The sequence below is a fragment of the Cyanobacterium sp. IPPAS B-1200 genome (assembly GCF_001747005.2).
In the GTDB taxonomy this organism is placed as follows: Bacteria; Cyanobacteriota; Cyanobacteriia; order Cyanobacteriales; family Cyanobacteriaceae; genus Cyanobacterium.
In genome coordinates this window covers 1,433,547-1,455,931 of the sequence record NZ_CP182899.1, presented here as the reverse complement: position 1 = coordinate 1,455,931, position 22,385 = coordinate 1,433,547, and the positions used below count along the sequence as shown (strand labels likewise).

The following is a 22,385-nucleotide window of genomic DNA, read 5'->3' as shown; positions in this document are numbered from 1 at the left end:
AAACTATATGGAAATATTCATAAAGTATCAATCAAATTTTTAATAAGTTTAGGAAAACAATTGTTGCAAATATCTATATGTGAATGTCTATATTTGTATGTTAACCAAAATACTATTAATACTCTATGCTTTTCTTAATGAATTGTAATAATGATAATCTTTTATAAATGATCAATTTCTTTTGCTTTATCAGGTAAATCAGCATTTTTTTGACCATTACTTCTGAGTTTACCTACCATCATATCTAAGGGAGTTTGAATTAAATCAACAAAATTTCCCTTGCCGATTAATAATTTTAAAATGTTTTTAGGAAACTCCTTAATCAACCAAACTAATAAACGATAACCATATTTTGAAGTAGAGTATTCTGGCATTAATTTTGAGCCATGGAGTTGATGAAGGTATTTGGAGGATTTACCATAACGCCTCCATTGACTTTTAAAATCTTTCAAGTTATCTCTATGACGATGTAACACTAAAGCATCAGGAACAAATTTTATTTCTGATTCAATTTCTTTGAGAATGCGCCAACAAATATCCGCATCTCCGCCAGTCGTCAAATAGGGGCGAAATAACCCCACTACTTTAAGGGCTTCCCTTCGCACAGCCAGATTTGCGGTTTGTCCATAGGGAAAAAACTCATTGGCTAGGGTATATTTTTGGGATAATATATCTCTTTTGTCGGCATATTTTTCCAATATATTATCTCCTTTAATTGCTTTTATTTCCCCTGCCACAATCATAGTTTTAGTATCATTAAATGGTTGTATTAGTTTTTCTAACCAATCTTTTTGAGGACGACAATCTACATCGGTAAAAGCAAAAATTTCTCCTTGAGCTTCTTTTATTCCTCTGTTACGAGCAGCATAGGAGCTTTGAATTTTATTTTCTTGAATACATTTAATATTGATATTTTTGAGAATTATAGCCTTTTCTTCTATTAATTTAAATGTATCGTCAGAACTATTATTGTCAACTAAAATAAATTCTGTTTTTTCATTATTATAGGTTTGATTCTTTAAACATTCTATTAATTCTGGAAGATCTTTTTCGCCATTATATATCGGAATAATTACGGAGACAAAAAGTTCAATTTTGCTCATGATGATGATTATTTTGTGATGAATTAAAGATGTTTAGGTTATTTTAGAAGGTTGGTAAAGTGTTTCTATTGGATGGGGGTGGGGTATTATTAGGGAGATTTTGAATATTCGTATTTACTGGTTGATTGGTTTGATTTGGTGTTGTTACTTCAGGGGTGGTAGTTTGATTTGTGGGAGAATTTTGAGTTTCTTGGGGAGGAGAAGATTCGGTAGAGATTATTTCTATATTACAAAGGAATCCTAGATTCACTACTTTTCCTCTGGTGTCGGTAAAGTAGCATTCTGGCATGGCAAAAACCCCTTGGGCTGTAATAGTAGCAAGGCTAGTGATGGTTAATATGTGTAGTAGTTTATGGTTAATCATCTTTTTAATTTAATTTACCCTTTATTTCTATTATATATTAAGTGCTATTTATCTCATTTTTTGATACGATTTTATTTTCCTAAAGGTTTTATAAATTTGAAATACATAGATAAATTGATCATGAAGATAATTCGATTGTTTCCTATGATGTGGTATTTAATTATTTGTTGACTATTCTTATCGGACATAAAAAATTAATAAGCAGAGAAATTATGGCAAAATTTCTGAAAAGGGAATGGAAGAATAAAAAATTGAAGATTTTGTGATTGCCATGATTCATATGTGAATTAATAAAATCTTGTTAGTGAGATAGGTTTATACAATTTCATAAATAATATAATGTAACAAATCGTTATTGTACATATACATGGCTATACTTCGTTATTTTTCATTTTTAGTTCTAGCTATATTTATTTATGGTTGTAGTGGTAATCAAACTCTTGAATCAAGACTTACTCCTGACGAGAGTTTGACAACGGAGGAGGAAGTAAATACCCAAGGGGAAGGAAATGTTACTACTGAGGAGTTGGAGTTACCTGAGGATTTTCCCCAAGATATTCCTATTTATGAGGGGGCGGAGTTGATTAGAATTGAGGGAAATACCTTTGTGTGGACTTCTTCAGATCCTATCAATTTGATTATAGATGCTTATGAGCAAGGTTTAATGGGTTTTGAGTGGCAGGTGGAAAGGGGGGAAGATGATTCTTTGGTGGCAACAAAAGCCGATGAGGATACCACTGTGATGATGAATTTTGAAGTCAGTGCAGATGAAACGCAATTTAGTTTGACTGATAGCCGTATGGTATCAGAAGATAATAGTCAGGAAGAGGAAACTACGGTTTCGGAGGAGGATTCTCCCCCACGGGTGACAACGTCTGAACCTTTGCAACAATTGGCACAAGTGGGAGTTATCGAGGAGGGTAAGGAGTCTATCAATGAAGAGGAGATGATTACTCGTCGTCAATATGCCCGTTGGTTAGTGAAAACGAATAATGTTATATTTGGTAGCGATAATGGTAAGTTGATTCGTTTGGCTAGTGCCAATAGTGAGGCAGTTTTTCGGGATGTACCGAATAATGATCCTGATTTTCCTTATATTCAGGGTTTGGCCAATGCGGGGTTGATTCCTTCTCGTCTTACTAATAATCCTGATGCGATCGCATTTAACCCTGATGAACCATTAACCAGAGAACATTTAATCGCTTGGAAAGTGCCTTTTGATTTTCGTCAAAGTTTTCCTACTACCACCCTTGATAATATCCGAGAAACCTGGGGTTTTCAAGATGCAAATCAGATGAATCCTGAATTATGGCAAAAACTTTATATCGACTGGCAAAACGGTGATAACGCCAATGTACGCCGTACTTTTGGATTTACTACCCTATTTCAACCACAAAAAACCGTCACCACAGAGGAGGCGGCTATTACTCTCAACCGCTTCGGTTATCAAGGGGATGTTCGTTCGTTGGATCAGCTGTAATGATTCGGTAGATAATATGAGATATTTGTTGTAATTTAATAATATTTCATTCCATCATTAAACAACGCAGCTTATTATATAAAGGATAGTTTGCAATTTTTATTTTTATGAATCGTTTATTAAAAGTAGTGATAATTTTATTTCTTGCCATTGGCTTTATCCTTGGCAGTGCTACTCCTGCCTATGCTCAGGAAATGGTTAATTTAACCTATGCAGATTTAGATGATCAAGATTTTTCTAATCAGGAATTGGTGGGGGCTGTGTTTGCTGCCTCTAGCATGAGAAGGGTATCCATGCGTAATTCTGATTTGACTAACGCCATGATGACGGAGAGCGTATTATTAGACGCTGATTTACATGGGGTTAATTTTTCTGGGGCGTTAATTGACAGAGTTACTTTTGATTTTTCTGATCTTAGTGATGCTATTCTTACAGGTGCGATCGCCACTAGAACCAGATTTTATGACACCGACATCACAGGGGCAGATTTTACCGATGCGGTAATTGATCGTTATCAAGTTTCCTTGATGTGTGAAAGAGCCGAAGGAGTTAACCCTATAACGGGTATATCTACCAGAGACAGTTTGGGTTGCAAGGATTAATTAATCAATTATCCATAATATAGCCGTTTCTGCATCAGGAGGCACAGTAAGACCAAAAGGCAGACGTAAATCTGTCTTGAGGCATGAGCTGTTGAATGATGAAGCTCCCGACGAGAGCTAAAGCGCTCGGGTAGTAGTTCACCACCTTCCTTATAGTTAATTAATTGTAAGCTACATTGTTTTTCATGGAAGTTAGCTATCTATTTGTTTATTCATGCAACAAAGCCATTTAGAATTATCAATTCTCAATTATTTACCGCTATACTTCATAGTAAGTTAAGAACTATAAAGAACTACTAAAAAATATGAAGGAAACAATTAGAGAGATATTGCAACCAGTGGCGGACATTTTTTCTGGGTTTAATACCCCTGAAGTCGTGGTACATTGGGGACATCCCTTTTTCATGGGCATTGTAATTTTCTTTATGGGTAGTGCCGTAGCTGTTACTGGTTGGCGTAGTCGTCTTTTAACTACGGAAGGAGAAGTGGCAGAAAATAAAATGAATCATCGCAAAATTGCTCCTTTGATGACCTTATTTATCATTATGGGTTACAGTGGTGGTTTATTATCCTTGATCATGCAAGGAGAGCCTATTTTATCTAGTCCTCACTTTTGGACTGGTTCATTGGTAATCGGTTTATTAAGTGTAAATGGTTTAATCTCTGCCACTGGCTTTGTAGGTAACAAAGATAGTTTACGCACTGCCCATGCTTACCTTGGTAGTATTGCCGTAACTGTAATGGTTATCCATGCAATTTTAGGATTAAAACTAGGACTTTCTATCTAGTTATCCCCGTTTTACCATAAAATATTCCTCATTCCCCCCATGTAAAATTTAACCCCTAAAATTCACATATTATTGCTGTGGATAGTTTTTTACCCCAGAAATTGCTCCAAAAAGGTTTAGCTTGGCTAAAATCTCGTCATTGGGCGAGAAACTCGATTTCTCCCCGTTATGCCCTCGTTGAAGCCGCCTTAATTGGAGTTTTTGGGGCTTTAGCCGCTTTGTTACTTAAACAGGGTATTGGGTGGTTAGGGGGTATGAGGATTAATCTCGTTAATCAATGGGGGGCGATCGCCGTTTTACCCCTTTCTGGACTATTTTTCGGCGCCCTAGCAGGATTATTACTAGAATATGTGGCTCCCACGGCCGGGGGAGGAGGGGTAGCCCAAGTAAAAGCCTCCCTTGCCCGTTATGCGGTGCCATTATCCCTAAAGATAGCCTTGGTAAAAATTATCGGTACAATCTTAGTTTTGGGGGGAGGGTTAACCCTTGGCAGAAGAAGCCCGACGGTGCATATAGGGGCAGCCTTAGCCGCCGAATTAACCCGTTTAGTACCCACATCCCCCGAACATCGTCGTCAGATTATCGCCGCCGGGGCTGCCGCAGGACTTGCCGCAGGATTTAATACCCCCATTGCAGGGGTGATGTTTGTCATAGAAGAATTGATGAGGGATGTATCTAACCTCACCCTAGAAACTGCCATCGTCGCATCTTTTACAGGGGCGGTAGTATCGATTATTTTACAGAGTCCAGACTTAAATCTTCCTTCTAGTTTATTACCCGCTGATAGTATTAGTTTTTCTCCTCAAGATATTCCCCTTTATTTGATATTAGGTATTATGGGGGGATTACTGGGGGCTTTGTTTAATAAGGGAGTTCTAAAAAGTGTCAAGTTCAATCAACAGTTGAAAATGCCCCTATGGCAAAAAATTGGCTTAACGGGGTTGGTATGTGGCAGTGCGATCGCCCTTTTACCCCCCTATTTCCGTGATAATGCAGGATTAAGGGAATTTTTGGTCAAAGGTGAACTACCTTGGGAACAAATAGCACTGGTATTGGCAGCCCATTTTATCTTAACCATTATTGCCGCAGGTTCTGGTGCTCCGGGAGGATTATTTGCCCCAGCCCTGATTATGGGTTCTTCCTTAGGCTATCTCGTTGCAGACATGGGTAGTATTTGGATAAATATAGATGCAAGGGCAACCTTTGCACTGGCTGGGATGGGGGCATTTTTTACGGGGGTTGTGCGAGTGCCTGTAACCGCCATCGTGATGATTTTTGAACTGAATGCCAATTTTAACTTGGTATTACCCCTCATGATTACCTGTGCGGTGTCTTATATCAGTGCGGAGGCGGTGCAAAAAGGCTCCATGGATCAATTATTATTACATCACATGGGCTACGATTTAAACGATGAAAATCATAATGATAGTAGTCGTCAAAAAGATTTTTTGCGGGAATTGAAGGCAGGGACAGTAATGCAAACCAATGTAGAAACGGTTTCTCCCCGTCTCAAGGTGATTGACTTGTTAGATTTAATGTCCTTATCATCTCATCGGGGCTTCCCTGTGGTGGATAATGGCAAGTTGGTGGGAATCGTAACTCAGTCGGATTTAGTTAAGGTGCGCAATCCTTCCTCTTTGTTACTGACAAAAGAAATTATGACTCCTAACCCCATCAGTGTGCCTCCTGATGCTTATTTGAGTGATGTTTTGTACCTGTTAAACCGTTATACCCTCTCCCGTTTACCTGTGGTGCAAGAAGGGCGCTTGGTGGGCATTATTACCCGTACGGATATTATTCGGGTGGAGGTAGATGAGTTGAAAGCGGATGTAGCCATTAAGGCTCAGGTGGCTTACACGGTGTATCAAAGTCGCTCCCCTGCTACGGGTAGAGGTTCTATTTTAGTTCCTGTAACTTCTGAGGATGATTATGAAAGTTTAGCAAAAATTGCCGTGGCGATCGCCCTTTATAATGATTATGAAATTGAATTTATAAAAGTATTAAAAATTGCCAAACATTTAGATCCTCATAGTACCTATGTGGACACAGAAAATGCAAGGGAATTGATGTTAACCTTAGAAGAAATAGGAAGAAAAGCTAATATTCCCACCCATACCAGAATAGTTATAACCCATCACCGCACAGGATTATTATTAGAAATTATTAAGCGAGAATATATTGATTTATTAGTAATGGGATGGGGTAAAAATTCCAGTTCTCAAGAGTTTATATTTTCCCATTTAGTAGATAATTTAATTACCCAAGCCCCCTGCGAATTAATTTTAATTAAACTAGGTAACAACCATAGTTATCCTCACAATTTGATGGCCAGGGGTAGTTGTTTAGTTCCCATGGCAGGAGGTCCCAATGCCAGAGAGGGGTTAAAACTTTTACCCGCTTTTCTCAATGTTTATCACAAAGGAAGTTTACCCCCTGTATGGTTAGCTAAAGTTTCTCCCCCCAGCGAGAAAAAAGTAGATTCCTCGGATTTATATTTTGCTGTGGAGGAGTTACAGCCCCACGTAGAAACCATGGTCAAACCCCTTTCTATCGCTTCCCATTCCGTGGTGGATGGTATTCGCTTAGTAGCCCACAACCAAAGAGCAGAACTGGTGATTATCGGGGCTTCTCGGGATAGTTTACTAAAACAAACTATTCAGGGTAATATCCCCGATGCGATCGCCTCAAAACTTGACACCACCGTTATCTTAATCCGTTTACCATCTTAAAACTATTCCCTGTTCCCTAGAAAAACTTTTTTTGTGGGAAATCCCTCACTCTGATAGACTTTAATCTTGATGAGATTTACTCAAATCATTATAGAAAATTAAATTTAAAAATCCTCGGAGGATACACGATGATAGAAACTACTATCGGACTAGAGATTATTGAAGTAGTAGAACAGGCGGCGATCGCCTCATCCAAATGGATGGGTAAAGGCGAAAAAGATATTGCTGATGAAGTAGCAGTAGAAGCCATGCGCGAAAGAATGAATAAAATCAATATGCGCGGCCGAATCGTAATCGGTGAAGGAGAAAGAGATGACGCTCCCATGCTTTACATCGGCGAAGAAGTGGGCGTATGTACCCAAGAAAACGCCAAAGACTTCTGTAATCCTGACGAATTAATCGAAATTGACATCGCCGTTGACCCCTGCGAAGGTACTAACCTCGTCGCCTATGGTCAAAACGGCTCCATGGCTGTACTCGCCATCTCCGAAAAAGGTGGTCTATTTGCAGCCCCTGACTTCTACATGAAAAAATTAGCGGCGCCCCCAGCGGCCAAAGGTCATGTGGACATCAACAAATCTGCTACCGAAAACATCAAAATTCTTTCCGAGTGTCTAAATCGCACCCCCGAAGAATTGGTAGTCGTCGTAATGGACAGATCTCGCCACGAAGATTTGATTAAAGAAATTCGTGCGGCTGGTGCAAGGGTTCGTCTTATCAGTGATGGTGACGTAAGCGCCGCTTTATCCTGTGCTTTCTCTGGTACCAACATTCATGCCCTCATGGGTATCGGTGCGGCTCCTGAAGGGGTTATTTCTGCTGCTGCCATGCGTTGTTTGGGTGGTCACTTCCAAGGACAGTTAATTTATGATCCTGCGGTGGTGAAAACTGGTTTAATCGGTGAAAGCAGAGAAGGCAACCTCGCTCGTCTCACCGAAATGGGTATTACTGATCCTGATAAGGTTTATACTGCTGAAGAATTAGCTTCTGGAGAAACCGTTTTATTTGCGGCCTGTGGTATTACCCCTGGTACTTTGATGAATGGTGTTCGTTTCTTCCATGGTGGCGCCAGAACCCAAAGTTTAGTTATTTCTAGTCAGTCTAGTACCGCTCGTTTTGTGGATACTGTTCATATGTTTGATAAGCCTCAAACTATCCAATTAAGATAAGATTTTTTTTGGTAGAAGACATAAAAAGTTTAGGTAGGAATATAAAGTTTTATGAACCTTTGGGGTAATTAAAATAATTAAAAGTTTTCCTCCTTATATCCCTCAATTTTGAGGGATTTTTTCATGTCCATTTTATTCTCTAATCATTTATAGTAGGAGTATTTCCTATCACTTTTTTAGTTTTCGTGATGACATAAAATGGTTATTTCTTTTCTTATTAATTGCCTAAGATTATTTGGTATTATTTGGATTTTGGGTGGTATCGTTACGATCAAAGAGTCTTTTAATAATAAGTTCTTTAACAGTGCGATCGCCCAGATTACCCTAAAAAAAGAAGATCAAAGCGATACTATTTTTATTTTTCTTTGTGGTATTGAAACCTTAGTAAGTGGTATCGGTTTATTTTTAGCTCAAAAATGGGTTATTTTTCCATTACTTTTACTAATATTTTCCCAAATAAGTTTTTTTATTATCCGTTTTTATCAATCTCTTAAGGTTGAATCACCAGAAGAAAAAGAGAATTTTACCATTCAATCCACCACAAAAAATGCCTTTATTGTTTCTGTGGCAGTGACTATTATTGCTTTTTTATTACTTTTTGAATAACTTTTATAAAAGTTACCCATGGTGTAGTTTTTGCTTAATAGCATTAACGATGGTTTCTATGACGTACACTCTGGCGTAATATTTGTCGTCTCCTGGAACTATTTTCCATGGGGCGAGGGGAGTGCTAGTACGAGCGATCGCCTGATTAACTGCCACATCATACAAATCCCATTTTTCACGGTTACGCCAATCTTCTTCAGTTAATTTATAACTTTTGAAAGGATCATTTTTTCTTGCTTCAAAACGATTTAATTGTTCTTCTTGGCTAATGTGAATCCAAAATTTAATAATCAGATAATTATCCGTTGCCAATTGGGCTTCAAATTCATTAATTTCTCGGAATGCCCTGCGCCATTCTACTTCTGTGGCAAAGTTTTCAATTCTTTCTACCAGTACTCTACCGTACCAAGTGCGATCGAAAATGCCGATATTACCTAACTGGGGTAACTTACGCCAAAAACGCCAGAGATAATGATGGTTTTTCTCCTCTTCGGTGGGGGCAGCAAAGGCATGGACTTTATAGTTACGAGGATCTAAAATGTCGGTAACTCTTTTTATGGCTCCTCCTTTTCCAGCAGCATCCCACCCTTCAAATAAGAGCAATACCCCCAGTTTTTTCTCAAAAATTTCTCGCTGTAATTTTCTCAATTCTACTTGGGCAGATTTGAGCCTAGTTTTATATTCATCTTTGGGTAAATGTACGGTTAAATCTACTCTATCTAAATAATCAGGCTCCGTGGGTAATAATTCGGCTTGGGGAGGAAGGGAAGGAGTTTCAGATAATATTTTGCGTTGGGCGAGCGCCCCTCTAATGGTGGATACTAATTGAGTTAATACCTTTACCCTTGCCCACCGTTTGCAGTCTGCTTCTACTAATGTCCATGGGGCAAAACCTGTGCTGGTATAGATGAGCATTTCTTCCGCGAGGGCAGAGTATTGCTTATAATTTTTCTGCTGGTGCCAGTCTTCGGGGCGCACTCTCCATGAATCTAGTTCATCTTCTTGATAGTCTTTTAGTCGGCTTTTTAGTTCTTTTTTGCTTAAATGTAACCAAAATTTAGCCATAATGGCGCCATCATCAATTAATTGACGTTCAAAGGCGTTGATGTCTCTCATGACGAGGGGGACTTGATTTTCTGAAAGTCTGTCAAATAGTCGATCTTCTAATACATGAATGTACCAACTATGGTAAAAAATGGCGAAGCTACCTTGGGGGGGAAGATTTTGCCAAAAACGCCACAAAAAAGGATATTTTTCTTCTTGGGGAGTTGGTGGTAGTATGGGATATACGTCAAATCCTCGAGGATCCATATAGTTAGTTATTTTTTGAACTATTTTCCCTTTTCCTGCGGCTGCCCAGCCTTCTAGCACTACTATGATGGGTATTTTTTCTTGCCAGCAGGTGTTTTGAAGCGATCGCAATTCAACCATTAAGGCTTCTATCTGGTCATGGTAGCTTTTTTTGTCGAGGGATAGGCTCAAGTCAAGGGTATTTAACATGGATTAAGGAATAGTGATAATCAAAAGTTAGTTAAGTGAGTAGATATGATCAAATTGATTTAGTCAAAGGATAAGAAGGGGCTTAAGCCCCCTCTTTGTTCATAAACGTTTTAGTATAATAAAAGTCATAACTAATTTCGCCCATCTACTTACGAAAAAATAAGTTATTTTAGTCTTAACCTCACCATAATATCTATTACTTTTTTTGGCACCATAAGTTAATAATTCATAACTTAGAATTGGTATTCTGTGGCTAACTCTGGGGAAATACCATAGGATTTTAGTAATAGTTGGGCTTGGGGCGATTGTTCAATTTGTTGAATCATGAATTGAATCATGGGTTTGGCGATGGTACATTCTAGCTCTCCTTTTTGATTATAGGTGCGATCGCTCTTTTGAGATTCAGCTATGGGAATTTGATGACATTTTTGATCAAAAGCACAACGGCGACAGGTTTCCATCCTTTTTTCCCTCATGATTACGGTTTGTTGATGTTCTGGGGAATTTAAAATTTCTGATAAACTTTGTCTAAAAATATTACCCATATATCCTTGGGGTAAATAAGCCTCACCATAGTTATAAATATCTCCGTTAACATTGACGATGGCTACCCATTCTTTTTTTGCTGGTTCAAATCGACGTACTTTTTTCTCGGTGAGGTAACGCATGGCAGCCAAGAAATAATCCCGCAGAGGATATATTTTGATATTACTTTGGGTGCTAAATTGTTCTAGGGCAATGGCTTGATAGGCTTGAACTATTTGCTGATGGTTAACCATCAGCGGTTGCATTCTGGGGGATGGCTCAACCATACTAGATATGGGTAGAATACGATAGTCAATGGCAAGGTTATTAAAGAAATGGAAAGTATTGATAACGTAGTCTATGTTTTGGGCGTGTAAAACATTGATAACACCGAAAGACATTCTACGGTCAATCAATTTTTGCAGGTTGTCCATGACGTTATCCCTTGAGTCTTTTCCTTTTATATCCACCCTTTGCTCTCCAAATACATCAAAGGATACTCCTAGGGATATGTCTAATTCTTGTAATAAGTCTAAGGTGCGATCGCCCACTTGAAACAAATTAGTTTGTAAGCTGTTGCGATACTTAATACCTTTACTGTCTAAATATTTTTTTTGTAGGTCACAAAAAGTCCGAAAATAATCATGGGGTAACAATAATGGCTCACCTCCATGAAAAACAAACTCTGGTACCACGGAGGGAGATTGATGCTCAAAATAATTAGCTACATGACGAAAAAAAGATTCTAATTCACCGATGGACATTCTTTCTTTGTTTCCCAATTCGTCATACTCATAACAATAGTGACAGCGAAGATTGCACAGTTTACTTAGCTTAATGACAAAATACATAAATAGGGTTCAATGAAAAAGTGCTGTAGGGAAAATGCGGGTTAATGATGGGACTAAAATCTATGGGCTGATGGTGGGCAATGCCCACCCTACAAGTTTTAGGGATTAAAAATGATCTCCGGGGAATTGGTTAGAAGGACTGTCAGGCTGAGTGCGGTTTGGAGTCCTATTAGGGGTGATTCTAGGTTGGATACGATTAGGAGTCATATTGGGGGTGATACGGGGTTGAGTACGGTTATTTAAATTACCAGGACTAATTTGTTCAAAAGTACCTCGCACATCCCTTTCTCTTTCCATACCTCTTTGGGGTATTATTTCTCCTTCAGGCTCATCAGGACATTTTCCCCCTGGGCAATATTGAAGCCACATAGGTTCATCATCTCCGCCGTTGCCACAACTATCACAACTGTTGACAATGCCATTTTGTACGGTGAATATTAGGCTATCATGGCGATAGGCTCCATCGGGGAGGGGCATTTGTTTGCCACCATCAAAAAGGGCGATCGCCTTTTGTCCTTCAATGGCGATACTGTTTGCCCCAGACTGTTTTAAAAACATATCCACCGCCATAGCCCGTGAGCGAATATCAGGGGTAATAGAAGGCATCATCTGGGCTTGAGCCGATGAAACCATAGCATTATCGAGAAAACCTGCCAACTGATTAACCAAACCATTGTTTCCTACAACAGCTAATCCTGTAATGGAGGCAATAATAATCGCTGTTTTACCTTGGTTATTAAGGTTGAATTGAGACATTTTTAGTTTTTACTTTACTACACTGTCATCGCAGCCACTTTTAAACAACATTTCACTGATGACATTAATTGCATAGACGAAATTTGATGGAAAAAGTTTCACGGTTATCAAAAAAAAAAGATTGTCTTAAGGATAAATAGTTGTAACAACCCTATTATCTCCCTGCCCAGTAACCACCACTTGATTATCTTGTAGTCTCCCCTGCGCCCTATTTCCCCGAAAATTGACCACGGGATTAACCTGTTGATAAACCACATTGCCTTGAGCATCAATATTTTGGTCATCCAAATTCCATATCACACTATCAGCATATAACTTCCCTTGATTACTCACGGATTCTCCAAAAATTTGCCGACTCAGATAAACCTTATTTTCCGTTAAGTCAATCCTGCCTTGATTTGCTGTCATGGTGATGTCCTCATCCACTTCCACTAGGCGAATCATTTTATCGGTTTCGATAATTCTTTGGTCATAATCCCAACGCATGGCACTGGTGGCACCCTGTAGGGGGGGATTTAGGGATTGATATTCGATGTTATTTTCTACTATCAAAATACTGTTATTGAGATCCATTTCTGCCACACTGGCGCTGAGGGTGTCCGTCACCTGCTCATCTTCATAACGAGTAATGGTGAATGGTAAATCTGTACTAATTATTCCTTCTTCAACTTGCCAAACAAGAGCATCGGCGAGGATTTTTAATTGGGGTTCAGAGGTATTGGCGGTAATTTCTTGGTTTAGTTGTAATACTTGGGTGGCTGTGTTGTATTCCGCTTCTTTGGTAACGAGCCTAATTTGTTCGTGGATTATTTCGATATTTTCTTGGAGGGTAAAGTAATTTTGTTCTGGTTTCCAATTCAATTTTTCTCCTCGGACTTCCATGTCATTACGGGTATCAAAGCCGATGATTTCCCCCATGAGGTTTATTTCTTCGCCGTCATTCAGCACTTCTCCATTTTCAGCACTAATTTTGAGGACGATTTCTCCATTTTGTAAAAGATTGGCGGTAATGTCTTCGATAATGGCATTTTTGTTATCTTCGGAGTAAGTAACCTTGCCTACTTTTAATCGCCAAAAGTTTTCCCCGTCGTTGTTGGATTGTTCGATGGTGGCATCGCTTAAGACAATGCCTGATTGCACTTCTTGATTACTATTTTCGGCGTTGTTGTCGAGGGATTGATTTTGATTTTGACAGCCGCTGATAAAGAGAATGGTAAGAAGAAGAATTATTTTTCGGTACATCTTGGGTTAAACGGTGACGGTTTAAAGGGCTTCTTGGACGTGATCTACAAACAGGATTCCGTTGAGGTGATCTATTTCGTGTTGTATGATTCTAGCAATAAAACCATCAAATTCTTTTTTTTGTTCTTCTCCATCTCTATTGTAGTATTTAAGGGCGATCGCCCCATAGCGTAATACATTCCCCCTTTTACCCCGCACACTCAAACACCCTTCTTCCTCCTCCACCAAATCCTCAGAATGAGACACAATCTCAGGATTAATCATGGCGATGGGTTTCATCAACGGTGCATGGGGATAACGGGCATTAGGATGGGAAGCCACCACTATCAGCCGACAAGAATAGCCAATTTGAGGCGCCGCCAACCCCACCCCATTCCTCTCAAATACCATTGCCAACATCAAATCTACTAAATCTTGTATGTCAGGAGCATGAATATTTTTGACAGGGGAAGCCACTTCTCGCAAAATAGGACTACCAATTTGTAAAATTTCTCTCATGGGCTTGTATGATATTAAGCTAAACTCTAAAAATACTTTTGTGCATGGGAACAGAATATAACAATTCTAATTTAGTAACTCAAATAGAAGCGATACTCTATCTTAAAGGTAAACCAACCACCTGTGAAGAAATAGGAGAATTAACCCAAGCCGAGGAAGAAGCCATAGAATCCGCCCTCATCAAATTAATGTCCGACTATGCCCACCGCCCTGACAGTGCCTTAGAAGTGGTAGAAACCCCCGCAGGATATGCCCTACAACTGCGTAACTGTTGCCAAAATTTGCTCGAAAACCTCGTCCCTGCTGATCTCAATACCGCCACTCTGAGGACTTTAGCTGCGATCGCCCTTACCAATCCTATCCTACAAAGTGACCTAATTACCGTCCGCGGTAGCGGGGCTTATCAACACGTCCAAGAACTGCTAGAATTAGGTTTTGTTCGTAAACGTCCTCAAACAGAAGGACGCTCATATTGGTTAGAAATCACTGACAAATTCCATCAATATTTTGAAATTGACCAACTACCAACCTAAAAAACGTTTATATTAATAACAGGTAAAGAGGAACTGAGCAAAAGAAGAACTACTATAGAGGAAAAAAGTACATGGCATTTAACGCAAATTTCTTTGGCGGAGAATCAGATGCAACCCTAGACAACAATTTAATAGATTACTTACAAAGACAAAAACCAGAAACTCTTGAAAGAATTGCACAATCAGCAACCCCAGAAATAAAAGAAATTATTACCCACAATGTACAAGGGTTATTGGGGATGTTGCCCACAGAAGGGTTTAACGTGCAAATTGTCACAGATAAACAACATATGGCGAATTTACTAGCTTCTGCCATGATGACAGGTTATTTTCTTTGTCAGATGGAAAAAAGAAAAGCCTTAGAAGAAAATCTCTCTGATACCGATTCTGTAGAATAGTCAATGTTGTCATTGATTTAATTTGGTGGCAAGGGGTTTAAACCCCTTGTTAGACGAAGAAAATAACATATAATCAAGGTTTAATTATAAATTATCCATTACTTGTCAGCCTCCCTTTGCAAAGGCTGCCATAACAATCAAAGATAAAGATAAACCAGGTACTAATAGTACGACTAACATTAAAAATTGATCACTGGTCATAATATTTATTGCCTAAAAGTATTTACATTAATTATCATTTTAAAGGATGAGAAAAAAAACAAACCTTAAAAGATGGTTTAAATTAATGTTTAACAGTCAGTGGAGTAGGAGATGCTAGATGTGAAGGATTTTTTTCTGGGTTTATTTTTATGGTTAGGAAGTTCAACTTTTTTGATGGTTTTTTTGAGTAGTCAAACCTCATCCGAAAATAAGTCTATTTCTACTCCTCGGCGCAAAAAGTTATTACAAATTTCTGAGCAACAAAAGCTAATTATTAGTAATTTACAAGGGCAGTTAGCTATCAAAGTAGAGGAGTTAAAACAAGCCCAAACGGATATTGTTGAATTACAGTCAGATTTGAATGATTCTTGTGAGGAATTAGAATCTACCCAAGATAAATATGAAGCACTCCAGAAAGAGTTTACTCGGAAGGTGGCGCAGGTGACGAATAAAATATTGGAATTAGAGCAACAAAATTCTGTGTTATCACAACAGTGCCAAAGTTTACCAGAGGAGGTAAGACAAAACTTACAGACACAATATTTTGAGCAATTGCAGTCTTTACTTACCAATTATCCCACCGCTAAAATTATGGTTAAGTTTAAGCCAGATTTACCCGCAAAAAGTGTTGTTTGTCTCTTAAAACCCCTAGAGGAGTTGTTGGCAGGATGGGAAATAACTCCCGTTGGGCAACCATGGCGACGGGTAAATTTTGACCCTAATTTACACCAACCAGATGCTGATGATATTAGGGAGGGGGATTTGGTTTATATACGTTTTGTCGGCTATGCCCAACAGGATAAGGTTTTGATTAAAGCCAAGGTTAGTCGTTTTTTACCAGGACAAGAAGAACACAAAACCAATTAAGCTAAGGAAGGTGATGGGAAAGGGTGAGTGGAGGGAGTTTATTCTTCCTCTACCTGTTTGAGGTGAATATTTTTACGCCCCAATACTACTTCAAATTCATCTCCTGGCTTTAATCCCATTTTTTCGGTGTAGGCTTTACCGATGGATAAGTTACCGTTGGATTGTACATTAATGCGATAGTTCGCACTTCTGCCTCTTTTTTTTGCTTCGGCGGTAACATCGTTATCGAGGCTAATGCCTTCTGCTTCGATGAGAGCATTAAGAAATTTCACCATACTTACTCTTTTTTGTTTGCCTGATAGAGTGTAATAACCGCATTCAATGGCTTTTTCTTCCCGGGATGCGTCACCCATCTTTTTTACTTTTTTTAGTAGCTCTTTTCCGGTTAATGCTTTTGGTTTTTTTGACATTTACTTTGATTTTACTATTTTTTGACTAGCTATTTTTTTTTGATTTACAAAAGACTAATAACTCTTTTTGTTTCTGATCTATAATATACTAAAATAGCAATTTTTAATTTTATTTCTAAACTTATTGTTGTTTGATATGTTATCTCTGTTTTTTTGATATTTTTTCTTTATATGAAGTTAACTACTAAGGGACATTATGCGGTTAAGGCTTTATTAGATCTTAGTTTACAACCTAATTTTAAACCTACTTCTGTAAGGGCGATCGCCCTTCGCCAAGATATACCAGCGCCTTATTTAGAAAAGATATTAATAAAAATTCGTCACGCAGGACTAATAAATTCGGTACGAGGATCTCAAGGAGGCTATCAATTAGCCTATGAAACTAACCAAATATCCCTCGGACAAATACTAGAAGCAGTGGGGGAAAATTTAGAATCAATGCCTTTAGGTATTAATAACCAAAACACCTCTACAGACTGGGTTACGGTGGCTTTATGGCGTAAATTAAACCAAAAAATAAAACAGGCAATTTATAGTATAACTTTAGCAGATTTGTATTATGATGCGCGTAGTCGTCAAGCTTCTCAAGGAGAAGAAAATAATTTTATCGTATAGGACGAAAAATGATTAATAACCGAGAAAAAAAGTATTGGTTGGCATGGTCAAATATTAAAGGATTAGGAGCAACATCTATTAGAAAAATAGATCAAACTTTTGATAGTTTAGAAACAGCTTGGCAAGTTTCTTCTCAAGAATTATTAAGGGTGGATGGCATCGGTAAAAAACTTAGTGAAACTATCGATCAACAAAGAAGAAAAATTGACCCTGATACCCTTTTTCAACAACACATTGAAAAGAATCCTTTTTTTTGGAGTCCTAGCGACAATTTATACCCCCATTTATTATTAGAAATTCCTAGTCCTCCTACTATTCTTTATTACCAAGGGAAGGTAATTGAAAAAGAAAATAATGGCACTATACCGATGATAGGTATTGTCGGCACTCGTAAACCCACCGAACACGGTCGTCGCTGGACTTATAATATTAGTAAGGCATTGGCTCAAAATGGTTTTATCATCGTGTCAGGGTTGGCTGAGGGTATCGATGCGGTGGCCCATCGTGCTTGTTTGGATGCAGGAGGAAGAACTATTGCGGTGTTGGGTAATGGATTAGATCGAGTTTATCCCCCTAGTAATCGTGACTTGATGAGGGAGATTGCCCAAAAGGGTTTAATTATGACAGAATATGCCTATGGTAGTCGCCCTGAAAGGGGAAATTTTCCTGCTCGTAATCGTATTGTGGCGGGGTTGTGTCGAGCGGTGTTGGTGATGGAAGCCCCAGAAAAGTCGGGGGCTTTGATTACAGCTAGTTATGCGACAGAGTTTAATCGGGATGTTTATACTTTGCCTAATACCCCTGATAATTTTCAGGCGAGGGGTTGTTTAAGGTTGATTCATAAGGGGGCAGAAATAATTGTCACGGCGGAGGAATTATTATCTAGTTTGGGGAGCATTCCTAGTTTAGACCAACCGCAACAGTTATCGTTATTTGAGCAAAGTTTGGAGAAGTCTTTGGATGTTTTGGTTTCTAGCCCTACACCTTCACCCATACAACCTAATTTAACTCCTCCTTTGAGTATAGTATATGGTGCGATCGCCCCTGAACCCACATCCTTAGATATTATTGTTACAAAAACTCAAATGCCCACCGCCCAAGTATCAGGGATTTTATTACAACTAGAATTAGATGGACTAATTACCCAGTTGCCAGGGATGAAATACAAAAAAACAATGGATAATTGAGAATTGATAATGAATAATTAGTCATTTGAAATAATTAAACCATTACCGATTCTTTATTGTTCAATTAATAACTTAAACTAGAGCGCAGAGTTAGATTTAAATCTCTTCTAGTATCAAAAGAAATCACCTCAGCAGAAGAAGGCCCTTGACGGAGAAATAAACCAGCCAAAGCACCTAAACCAGCACCACCTAAAATTTTCTCGGTGGAAATAACTCTGTTACCAGTCACCCCAGAGATTAAGGTGGCAGCAGCAGCACCCGCTAAAGCCCCTTGCCACACAGAATCACTATTACCTCCTCTCTCGATGACTTCGGTACGGGTTACCACATTAGACTCAATGTCAATGGGCATTTCGGTACCATTAGGATAAATAATAGTTCTACCCACAAATAAAGAACCTCTACGGTTTCTTGCGGGGCGAATTTCACCTCTGATGCGACTGTTGACGGGAATAACGATATTGTTATTGTTATTTCTAATATCTCTATCTACTGTTAAGGTAAGGGGTAAAGTTTCTTCTTTAGTGACATAAATTCTGGTGGCGTTTCTATCTTCTGCGTAGATGGTAGGAACATTAGTTCCTGCGGGTAGGGTTGATCTACTATTCTGAGATATATTGTTGTTACGATTGTTTTGAACAGGGGTAATGCCTCTGCCGGGGAAAGAGTCATGGCGAAAATGTCTCGAGTTTCTACTTTGGGCAGCCACTGAGCTAATTCCTGTACTAGAAATCATCCCAGCACAAAGAATCAGGGCAATGATAGATTTAGAGTTACCCAAGGAAAAAACTTTTTTTCTGCTTGAGTTTTGGGAAGAAAAGTTAAACATAATAATAAAATATTCTAAAAATCATCAGCTAATATTTTTAGACGGTAAATAGAAATAAAAAGTTTCAACGAAAATATATTATTATGAGTTTCTTTGATCTAACTTTAGTCTTATTTCACTGTGATATTCTCTAGTAATGGGATAAAAATAGGCAAGAATTACCCCCATAACTAATACGATGGCGGGTAACACAGAAACCACTAGACGGATGGCAAGAAGGGCAGAAGAGGGTTGGGTGGGAATTGCTTCTCCTGGAATGGTGCGGATAAATCCTGATGCGTCTAAGGCTATACCCACGAGGAATAAGCCCAAGGCTAGTCCAAATTTTTGTAACAATACCATGAAGCCATAAAAAATACCTTCTCGTCTTTTTCCTGTGTTTAGTTCGTCAAGATCTATTACATCAGGTATCATTGACCAAGGGATAAGATAAGCTACAGATACTCCAAAACCCGCTAGGATGGCGAGGAAATATAATAGGGCTGTTTGCCCGGGTTGGATGAGAAATAACCCTATTTGGGCTATAATCCAAATGGCTGATCCAAGGAAATAAACGATCTTTTTATCTAGTTTTTTACTGACTATTTGCCACCCAAATAACATGACTAAGGCTGTACCCTGAACTGCGATCGCAACTTGGGGAAAACTTGCTTCGGGTAATTCCATCCAATTGACTACGAAGAAAAGTAATATGGATGCGGTGAGTTGTACGGCTAACCATGAACAAAGATAGATACCGATAACAAACAGAAATGGTTTGTTGCTAAAGACTATTTTTAGTTGACGGAAAAAGGGGATTTGCTCTTGGTTTTGATTCCCTATATTTTCATCACTGATGAGTAAATGTTCTTCGGTTTTACCTGTGATAAATGTCCACGCCATGGCGCTTAATATAATGGTAAAAAATAAAAATATTATTCCTTCAAAAATATCTTGAGGGGTATTATTATTGACAAAATTTAGAATAGCAAATATAGCTAAAACTGTGGCGATTATAATTAATAAAAATCCTAGGTTTTTGCGTTTATCTCTAGTTAATAATGGTTTTTTCCCTCTTTCTTGTAGTTGTAAGGGACACCATAACAAAGCCACTAGGGCAATAAGGCTCGATATAAAACCTAAAATCAGATATTTTTCTTGGTCTTGTCCATCATAAATATCAAATATTATTCCTGCTAAAATTAGAGAGAAAATACTAGCACCAATGGAAAAACTGAAGCGAAAACTATTTAAATTGGTGCGCTCGTTATAGTCTTTTGTTAATTCTGGGGTGAGGGCTTGATAGGGTAAATTAACGGAAGTATAGCAGATATGAAAGGCGATCGCCACTACCATATAATATATAAATAGGTAAATGCTGTTAGTGCGAGGGTTATCACTAAAACTAGGTACTACCCACATCAGAAAAAAGAAAATTACAAAAGGCACTGCCCCTAATATCATCCAAGGAATACGACGGCCCCAGGGGGTTGAAGTGCGATCGCTTGATACCCCTATAATAGGATCATTAATAGCATCACTAATCTTGCCAATCATCAAAATACTACCAGCCACACTAGGGCTTAAACCAGCCACATTGGTAAAAAAAGGTAACAAGAAAAAAATTAATAAATTAGCAGATAAAGCAGTGCCAACATCCCCCGCCCCAAATGCCAATTTGGTGGTAAATGCTAACTTTTCCGTCTTATTCGTTGATGCAACCATCTTTTTTTATTCCTAAAAATTAGTGTAGGGCGAGGAGTTAAACATTATAAAATAACACCCAATATTAAATATTACATTTCCACAACGTAACACATTACCTAAAACAATCCCTCAATAAATCGGTCTTAATTTCGTCCGTAATCACTACTTTGCCAATTTCCGTGGGTAAAATAAAACGTACCTTTCCAGCCTTCACCTTCTTATCCAACTGCAAACTATCCAATAAATCTTCCTTATCCACCGTTGCAGGAATATTCAGAGGTAAACCAGCCTTTTTAATCAAATCATTTTGTCTGATTAACTCATCCTGCGTCCATAAACCCGCCCGAAAAGCAATTTTTCCAGCCACTGCCATACCAATGGCTACCGCTTCCCCATGAACAAAAGTATTATAATTCGTCAAACTTTCTACCCCATGGCCCACCGTATGACCATAATTAAGAATAGCCCTTACTCCTCCTTCCCTTTCATCCTGTCGCACCACCTCAGCTTTTGCAAGACAAGAACGTTCTAAGATATAACTAAGTAATTCAGGGCTTAAAACATCCATAGATTCAAGGGTTTCTGCCAATTCTAAGCGAGAAAATAGCTCTTTATCCCAAATCACTCCATATTTAATCACCTCCGCCATACCAGCCCTAAACTCTCGTTCTGGCAATGTTTTTAAAACCGTAGGATCAATTAAAACCAACTTAGGTTGATAAAAAGCCCCTATTAAATTTTTTCCTTGGGGATGATTTACCCCCGTTTTGCCCCCCACCGAAGCATCCACCATGGCCAGTAAAGAAGTGGGAATTTGAATAAAATTAATACCTCTCAACCAAGTAGAAGCAGCAAACCCCGTCATATCTCCAATGACACCGCCCCCCAAAGCTACCATGGTTGAATTTCTTTCTAAGCGTAAACTTAAGGCTTTATCATAAACCTGAGCAATAGAATCAAGGGTTTTATAACTTTCTCCGGCGGGAATTAGATGATAATTAACCTCATATCCTTGTTTCGTAAAAGCATCTATCACAGTTTGCCCATAATAGTCAAAAATTTCAGGGTTAGAAATGACTAAAATTTTCTTACCAATATTTAAAGACTTTGCTTTCTGCCCAATTTCTCTTAATCCGTCAGTAGCGATGTGGATTTCGTAGGCATTTTGGGGTAATTTTACAGGGATGATTGAGTGCATCGTTAATAATAAAGAGACTGAGCTACCATAACTTATGATTGACTTAACAGTTCATTGTACAATATATGGGTTATCCATTTTACTAAAGGAGTTTTATATATGTCTGGTGTAATTGCTTATGTTGGCATCATCGGTGGTTTCACCGTGGCTGCGGTTGGTTTATATTATGGTTTCCGTGCTTTAAAATTATTATAAAATCTATGACCCTATCTATGACACCAGATAGGGTTTTTTATTTTTCAACTTAG

23 protein-coding genes are annotated in these 22,385 nt (G+C 38.5%); 12 read left to right on the top strand and 11 right to left on the bottom strand.

Annotated features, from left to right (window positions below; translation table 11 throughout):
• Nucleotides 1-161: 161 nt before the first annotated feature.
• Nucleotides 162-1,103 carry a glycosyltransferase gene (locus tag A5482_RS06705; RefSeq protein WP_069790182.1) on the bottom strand — a complete coding sequence of 314 codons (942 nt, stop codon included), beginning with the start codon at nt 1,101-1,103 and terminating at the stop codon, nt 162-164.
• A 43-nt stretch (nt 1,104-1,146) separates the two neighbouring features.
• Nucleotides 1,147-1,467 (bottom strand): hypothetical protein, encoded by a 321-nt coding sequence (locus A5482_RS06700; RefSeq protein WP_069790181.1) that lies wholly within the window; start codon nt 1,465-1,467, stop codon nt 1,147-1,149.
• A 367-nt stretch (nt 1,468-1,834) separates the two neighbouring features.
• On the opposite strand from A5482_RS06700, the gene A5482_RS06695 reads away from it, so the two are divergent.
• The 6 genes from A5482_RS06695 to A5482_RS06670 all read left to right on the top strand — a co-directional run bounded on the left by A5482_RS06695 (nt 1,835) and on the right by A5482_RS06670 (nt 8,841).
• Nucleotides 1,835-2,947 carry an S-layer homology domain-containing protein gene (locus A5482_RS06695; protein ID WP_069790180.1) on the top strand — a complete coding sequence of 371 codons (1,113 nt, stop codon included), beginning with the start codon at nt 1,835-1,837 and terminating at the stop codon, nt 2,945-2,947.
• A 107-nt stretch (nt 2,948-3,054) separates the two neighbouring features.
• Nucleotides 3,055-3,549 carry a pentapeptide repeat-containing protein gene (locus A5482_RS06690; protein ID WP_069790179.1) on the top strand — a complete coding sequence of 165 codons (495 nt, stop codon included), beginning with the start codon at nt 3,055-3,057 and terminating at the stop codon, nt 3,547-3,549.
• A 305-nt stretch (nt 3,550-3,854) separates the two neighbouring features.
• Nucleotides 3,855-4,337 carry a DUF4079 domain-containing protein gene (locus A5482_RS06685; RefSeq protein WP_069790178.1) on the top strand — a complete coding sequence of 161 codons (483 nt, stop codon included), beginning with the start codon at nt 3,855-3,857 and terminating at the stop codon, nt 4,335-4,337.
• 77 nt (nt 4,338-4,414) lie between these two features.
• Nucleotides 4,415-7,066, top strand: coding sequence for a chloride channel protein (locus tag A5482_RS06680; protein ID WP_069790177.1), 2,652 nt, complete (start codon nt 4,415-4,417; stop codon nt 7,064-7,066).
• Between the two features lie 131 nt (nt 7,067-7,197).
• Nucleotides 7,198-8,235 carry a class II fructose-bisphosphatase gene (glpX, locus tag A5482_RS06675; protein ID WP_069790205.1) on the top strand — a complete coding sequence of 346 codons (1,038 nt, stop codon included), beginning with the start codon at nt 7,198-7,200 and terminating at the stop codon, nt 8,233-8,235.
• Nucleotides 8,236-8,433: 198 nt separating this feature from the next.
• Nucleotides 8,434-8,841 (top strand): hypothetical protein, encoded by a 408-nt coding sequence (locus A5482_RS06670; RefSeq protein WP_069790176.1) that lies wholly within the window; start codon nt 8,434-8,436, stop codon nt 8,839-8,841.
• A 12-nt stretch (nt 8,842-8,853) separates the two neighbouring features.
• On the opposite strand, the gene pap is transcribed toward A5482_RS06670, so the two are convergent.
• The 5 genes from pap to def form a co-directional block, all read right to left on the bottom strand.
• Nucleotides 8,854-10,341, bottom strand: a complete 1,488-nt coding sequence (pap, locus tag A5482_RS06665; protein WP_069790175.1) for a polyphosphate:AMP phosphotransferase — start codon at nt 10,339-10,341, stop codon at nt 8,854-8,856.
• 233 nt (nt 10,342-10,574) lie between these two features.
• Nucleotides 10,575-11,717 carry a radical SAM protein gene (locus tag A5482_RS06660; protein WP_069790174.1) on the bottom strand — a complete coding sequence of 381 codons (1,143 nt, stop codon included), beginning with the start codon at nt 11,715-11,717 and terminating at the stop codon, nt 10,575-10,577.
• A gap of 105 nt (nt 11,718-11,822) precedes the next feature.
• A complete protein-coding gene (locus A5482_RS06655; RefSeq protein WP_069790173.1) occupies nt 11,823-12,473 on the bottom strand; it encodes a hypothetical protein in 651 nt (216 codons plus the stop codon).
• Between the two features lie 126 nt (nt 12,474-12,599).
• Entirely contained in the window at nt 12,600-13,715 is a 1,116-nt protein-coding gene (gene lptC / locus A5482_RS06650) for an LPS export ABC transporter periplasmic protein LptC (RefSeq protein WP_069790172.1), read from the bottom strand.
• A 21-nt stretch (nt 13,716-13,736) separates the two neighbouring features.
• Nucleotides 13,737-14,213, bottom strand: a complete 477-nt coding sequence (gene def / locus A5482_RS06645; protein WP_069790171.1) for a peptide deformylase — start codon at nt 14,211-14,213, stop codon at nt 13,737-13,739.
• Nucleotides 14,214-14,257: 44 nt separating this feature from the next.
• Here def and scpB point away from each other — a divergent pair, with 44 nt between their 5' ends.
• From scpB to A5482_RS06630, 3 genes are all read left to right on the top strand, one after another.
• A complete protein-coding gene (gene scpB / locus A5482_RS06640; RefSeq protein WP_069790170.1) occupies nt 14,258-14,746 on the top strand; it encodes an SMC-Scp complex subunit ScpB in 489 nt (162 codons plus the stop codon).
• 71 nt (nt 14,747-14,817) lie between these two features.
• Nucleotides 14,818-15,144, top strand: coding sequence for a DUF760 domain-containing protein (locus A5482_RS06635; protein WP_069790169.1), 327 nt, complete (start codon nt 14,818-14,820; stop codon nt 15,142-15,144).
• A 312-nt stretch (nt 15,145-15,456) separates the two neighbouring features.
• On the top strand, nt 15,457-16,212 hold the full coding sequence (locus tag A5482_RS06630) for a hypothetical protein (RefSeq protein ID WP_069790168.1): 756 nt from the start codon (nt 15,457-15,459) through the stop codon (nt 16,210-16,212).
• 38 nt (nt 16,213-16,250) lie between these two features.
• Here A5482_RS06630 and A5482_RS06625 read toward each other — a convergent pair whose 3' ends face one another.
• Nucleotides 16,251-16,622, bottom strand: coding sequence for an AbrB family transcriptional regulator (locus A5482_RS06625; RefSeq protein WP_069790167.1), 372 nt, complete (start codon nt 16,620-16,622; stop codon nt 16,251-16,253).
• 171 nt (nt 16,623-16,793) lie between these two features.
• Here A5482_RS06625 and A5482_RS06620 point away from each other — a divergent pair, with 171 nt between their 5' ends.
• Together A5482_RS06620 and dprA are read left to right on the top strand one after the other, a co-directional pair.
• Entirely contained in the window at nt 16,794-17,237 is a 444-nt protein-coding gene (locus A5482_RS06620; RefSeq protein ID WP_069790166.1) for an Rrf2 family transcriptional regulator, read from the top strand.
• A gap of 8 nt (nt 17,238-17,245) precedes the next feature.
• Nucleotides 17,246-18,424, top strand: coding sequence for a DNA-processing protein DprA (gene dprA, locus A5482_RS06615; RefSeq protein WP_069790165.1), 1,179 nt, complete (start codon nt 17,246-17,248; stop codon nt 18,422-18,424).
• 64 nt (nt 18,425-18,488) lie between these two features.
• Here the strand turns inward: dprA and A5482_RS06610 are convergent, their stop codons facing one another.
• The 3 genes from A5482_RS06610 to aroB form a co-directional block, all read right to left on the bottom strand.
• The gene (locus A5482_RS06610; protein WP_069790164.1) at nt 18,489-19,253 is read right to left on the bottom strand and encodes a hypothetical protein; all 765 of its coding nucleotides are present in this window, start codon (nt 19,251-19,253) and stop codon (nt 18,489-18,491) included.
• A gap of 81 nt (nt 19,254-19,334) precedes the next feature.
• Nucleotides 19,335-20,957, bottom strand: a complete 1,623-nt coding sequence (locus A5482_RS06605; protein WP_069790163.1) for an MFS transporter — start codon at nt 20,955-20,957, stop codon at nt 19,335-19,337.
• A 94-nt stretch (nt 20,958-21,051) separates the two neighbouring features.
• The gene (gene aroB, locus A5482_RS06600) at nt 21,052-22,137 is read right to left on the bottom strand and encodes a 3-dehydroquinate synthase (RefSeq protein ID WP_069790162.1); all 1,086 of its coding nucleotides are present in this window, start codon (nt 22,135-22,137) and stop codon (nt 21,052-21,054) included.
• A 99-nt stretch (nt 22,138-22,236) separates the two neighbouring features.
• Here aroB and petL point away from each other — a divergent pair, with 99 nt between their 5' ends.
• Nucleotides 22,237-22,332 (top strand): cytochrome b6-f complex subunit PetL, encoded by a 96-nt coding sequence (petL, locus tag A5482_RS06595; protein ID WP_069790161.1) that lies wholly within the window; start codon nt 22,237-22,239, stop codon nt 22,330-22,332.
• Nucleotides 22,333-22,385 lie beyond the last annotated feature (53 nt).

Bases quoted from the DNA above. Each gene is read 5' to 3' on its own strand.
- A5482_RS06685 (WP_069790178.1), top strand. From the start codon at position 3,855: ATGAAGGAAACAATTAGAGAGATATTGCAACCAGTGGCGGACATTTTT.
- aroB (WP_069790162.1), bottom strand. From the start codon at position 22,137: ATGCACTCAATCATCCCTGTAAAATTACCCCAAAATGCCTACGAAATC.
- A5482_RS06670 (WP_069790176.1), top strand. From the start codon at position 8,434: ATGGTTATTTCTTTTCTTATTAATTGCCTAAGATTATTTGGTATTATT.
- A5482_RS06690 (WP_069790179.1), top strand. From the start codon at position 3,055: ATGAATCGTTTATTAAAAGTAGTGATAATTTTATTTCTTGCCATTGGC.
- A5482_RS06655 (WP_069790173.1), bottom strand. From the start codon at position 12,473: ATGTCTCAATTCAACCTTAATAACCAAGGTAAAACAGCGATTATTATT.
- A5482_RS06660 (WP_069790174.1), bottom strand. From the start codon at position 11,717: ATGTATTTTGTCATTAAGCTAAGTAAACTGTGCAATCTTCGCTGTCAC.
- A5482_RS06610 (WP_069790164.1), bottom strand. From the start codon at position 19,253: ATGTTTAACTTTTCTTCCCAAAACTCAAGCAGAAAAAAAGTTTTTTCC.
- A5482_RS06620 (WP_069790166.1), top strand. From the start codon at position 16,794: ATGAAGTTAACTACTAAGGGACATTATGCGGTTAAGGCTTTATTAGAT.
- pap (WP_069790175.1), bottom strand. From the start codon at position 10,341: ATGTTAAATACCCTTGACTTGAGCCTATCCCTCGACAAAAAAAGCTAC.
- def (WP_069790171.1), bottom strand. From the start codon at position 14,213: ATGAGAGAAATTTTACAAATTGGTAGTCCTATTTTGCGAGAAGTGGCT.
- A5482_RS06635 (WP_069790169.1), top strand. From the start codon at position 14,818: ATGGCATTTAACGCAAATTTCTTTGGCGGAGAATCAGATGCAACCCTA.
- scpB (WP_069790170.1), top strand. From the start codon at position 14,258: ATGGGAACAGAATATAACAATTCTAATTTAGTAACTCAAATAGAAGCG.
- lptC (WP_069790172.1), bottom strand. From the start codon at position 13,715: ATGTACCGAAAAATAATTCTTCTTCTTACCATTCTCTTTATCAGCGGC.
- A5482_RS06700 (WP_069790181.1), bottom strand. From the start codon at position 1,467: ATGATTAACCATAAACTACTACACATATTAACCATCACTAGCCTTGCT.
- A5482_RS06705 (WP_069790182.1), bottom strand. From the start codon at position 1,103: ATGAGCAAAATTGAACTTTTTGTCTCCGTAATTATTCCGATATATAAT.
- A5482_RS06695 (WP_069790180.1), top strand. From the start codon at position 1,835: ATGGCTATACTTCGTTATTTTTCATTTTTAGTTCTAGCTATATTTATT.
- A5482_RS06605 (WP_069790163.1), bottom strand. From the start codon at position 20,957: ATGGTTGCATCAACGAATAAGACGGAAAAGTTAGCATTTACCACCAAA.
- A5482_RS06625 (WP_069790167.1), bottom strand. From the start codon at position 16,622: ATGTCAAAAAAACCAAAAGCATTAACCGGAAAAGAGCTACTAAAAAAA.
- dprA (WP_069790165.1), top strand. From the start codon at position 17,246: ATGATTAATAACCGAGAAAAAAAGTATTGGTTGGCATGGTCAAATATT.
- petL (WP_069790161.1), top strand. From the start codon at position 22,237: ATGTCTGGTGTAATTGCTTATGTTGGCATCATCGGTGGTTTCACCGTG.
- A5482_RS06630 (WP_069790168.1), top strand. From the start codon at position 15,457: ATGCTAGATGTGAAGGATTTTTTTCTGGGTTTATTTTTATGGTTAGGA.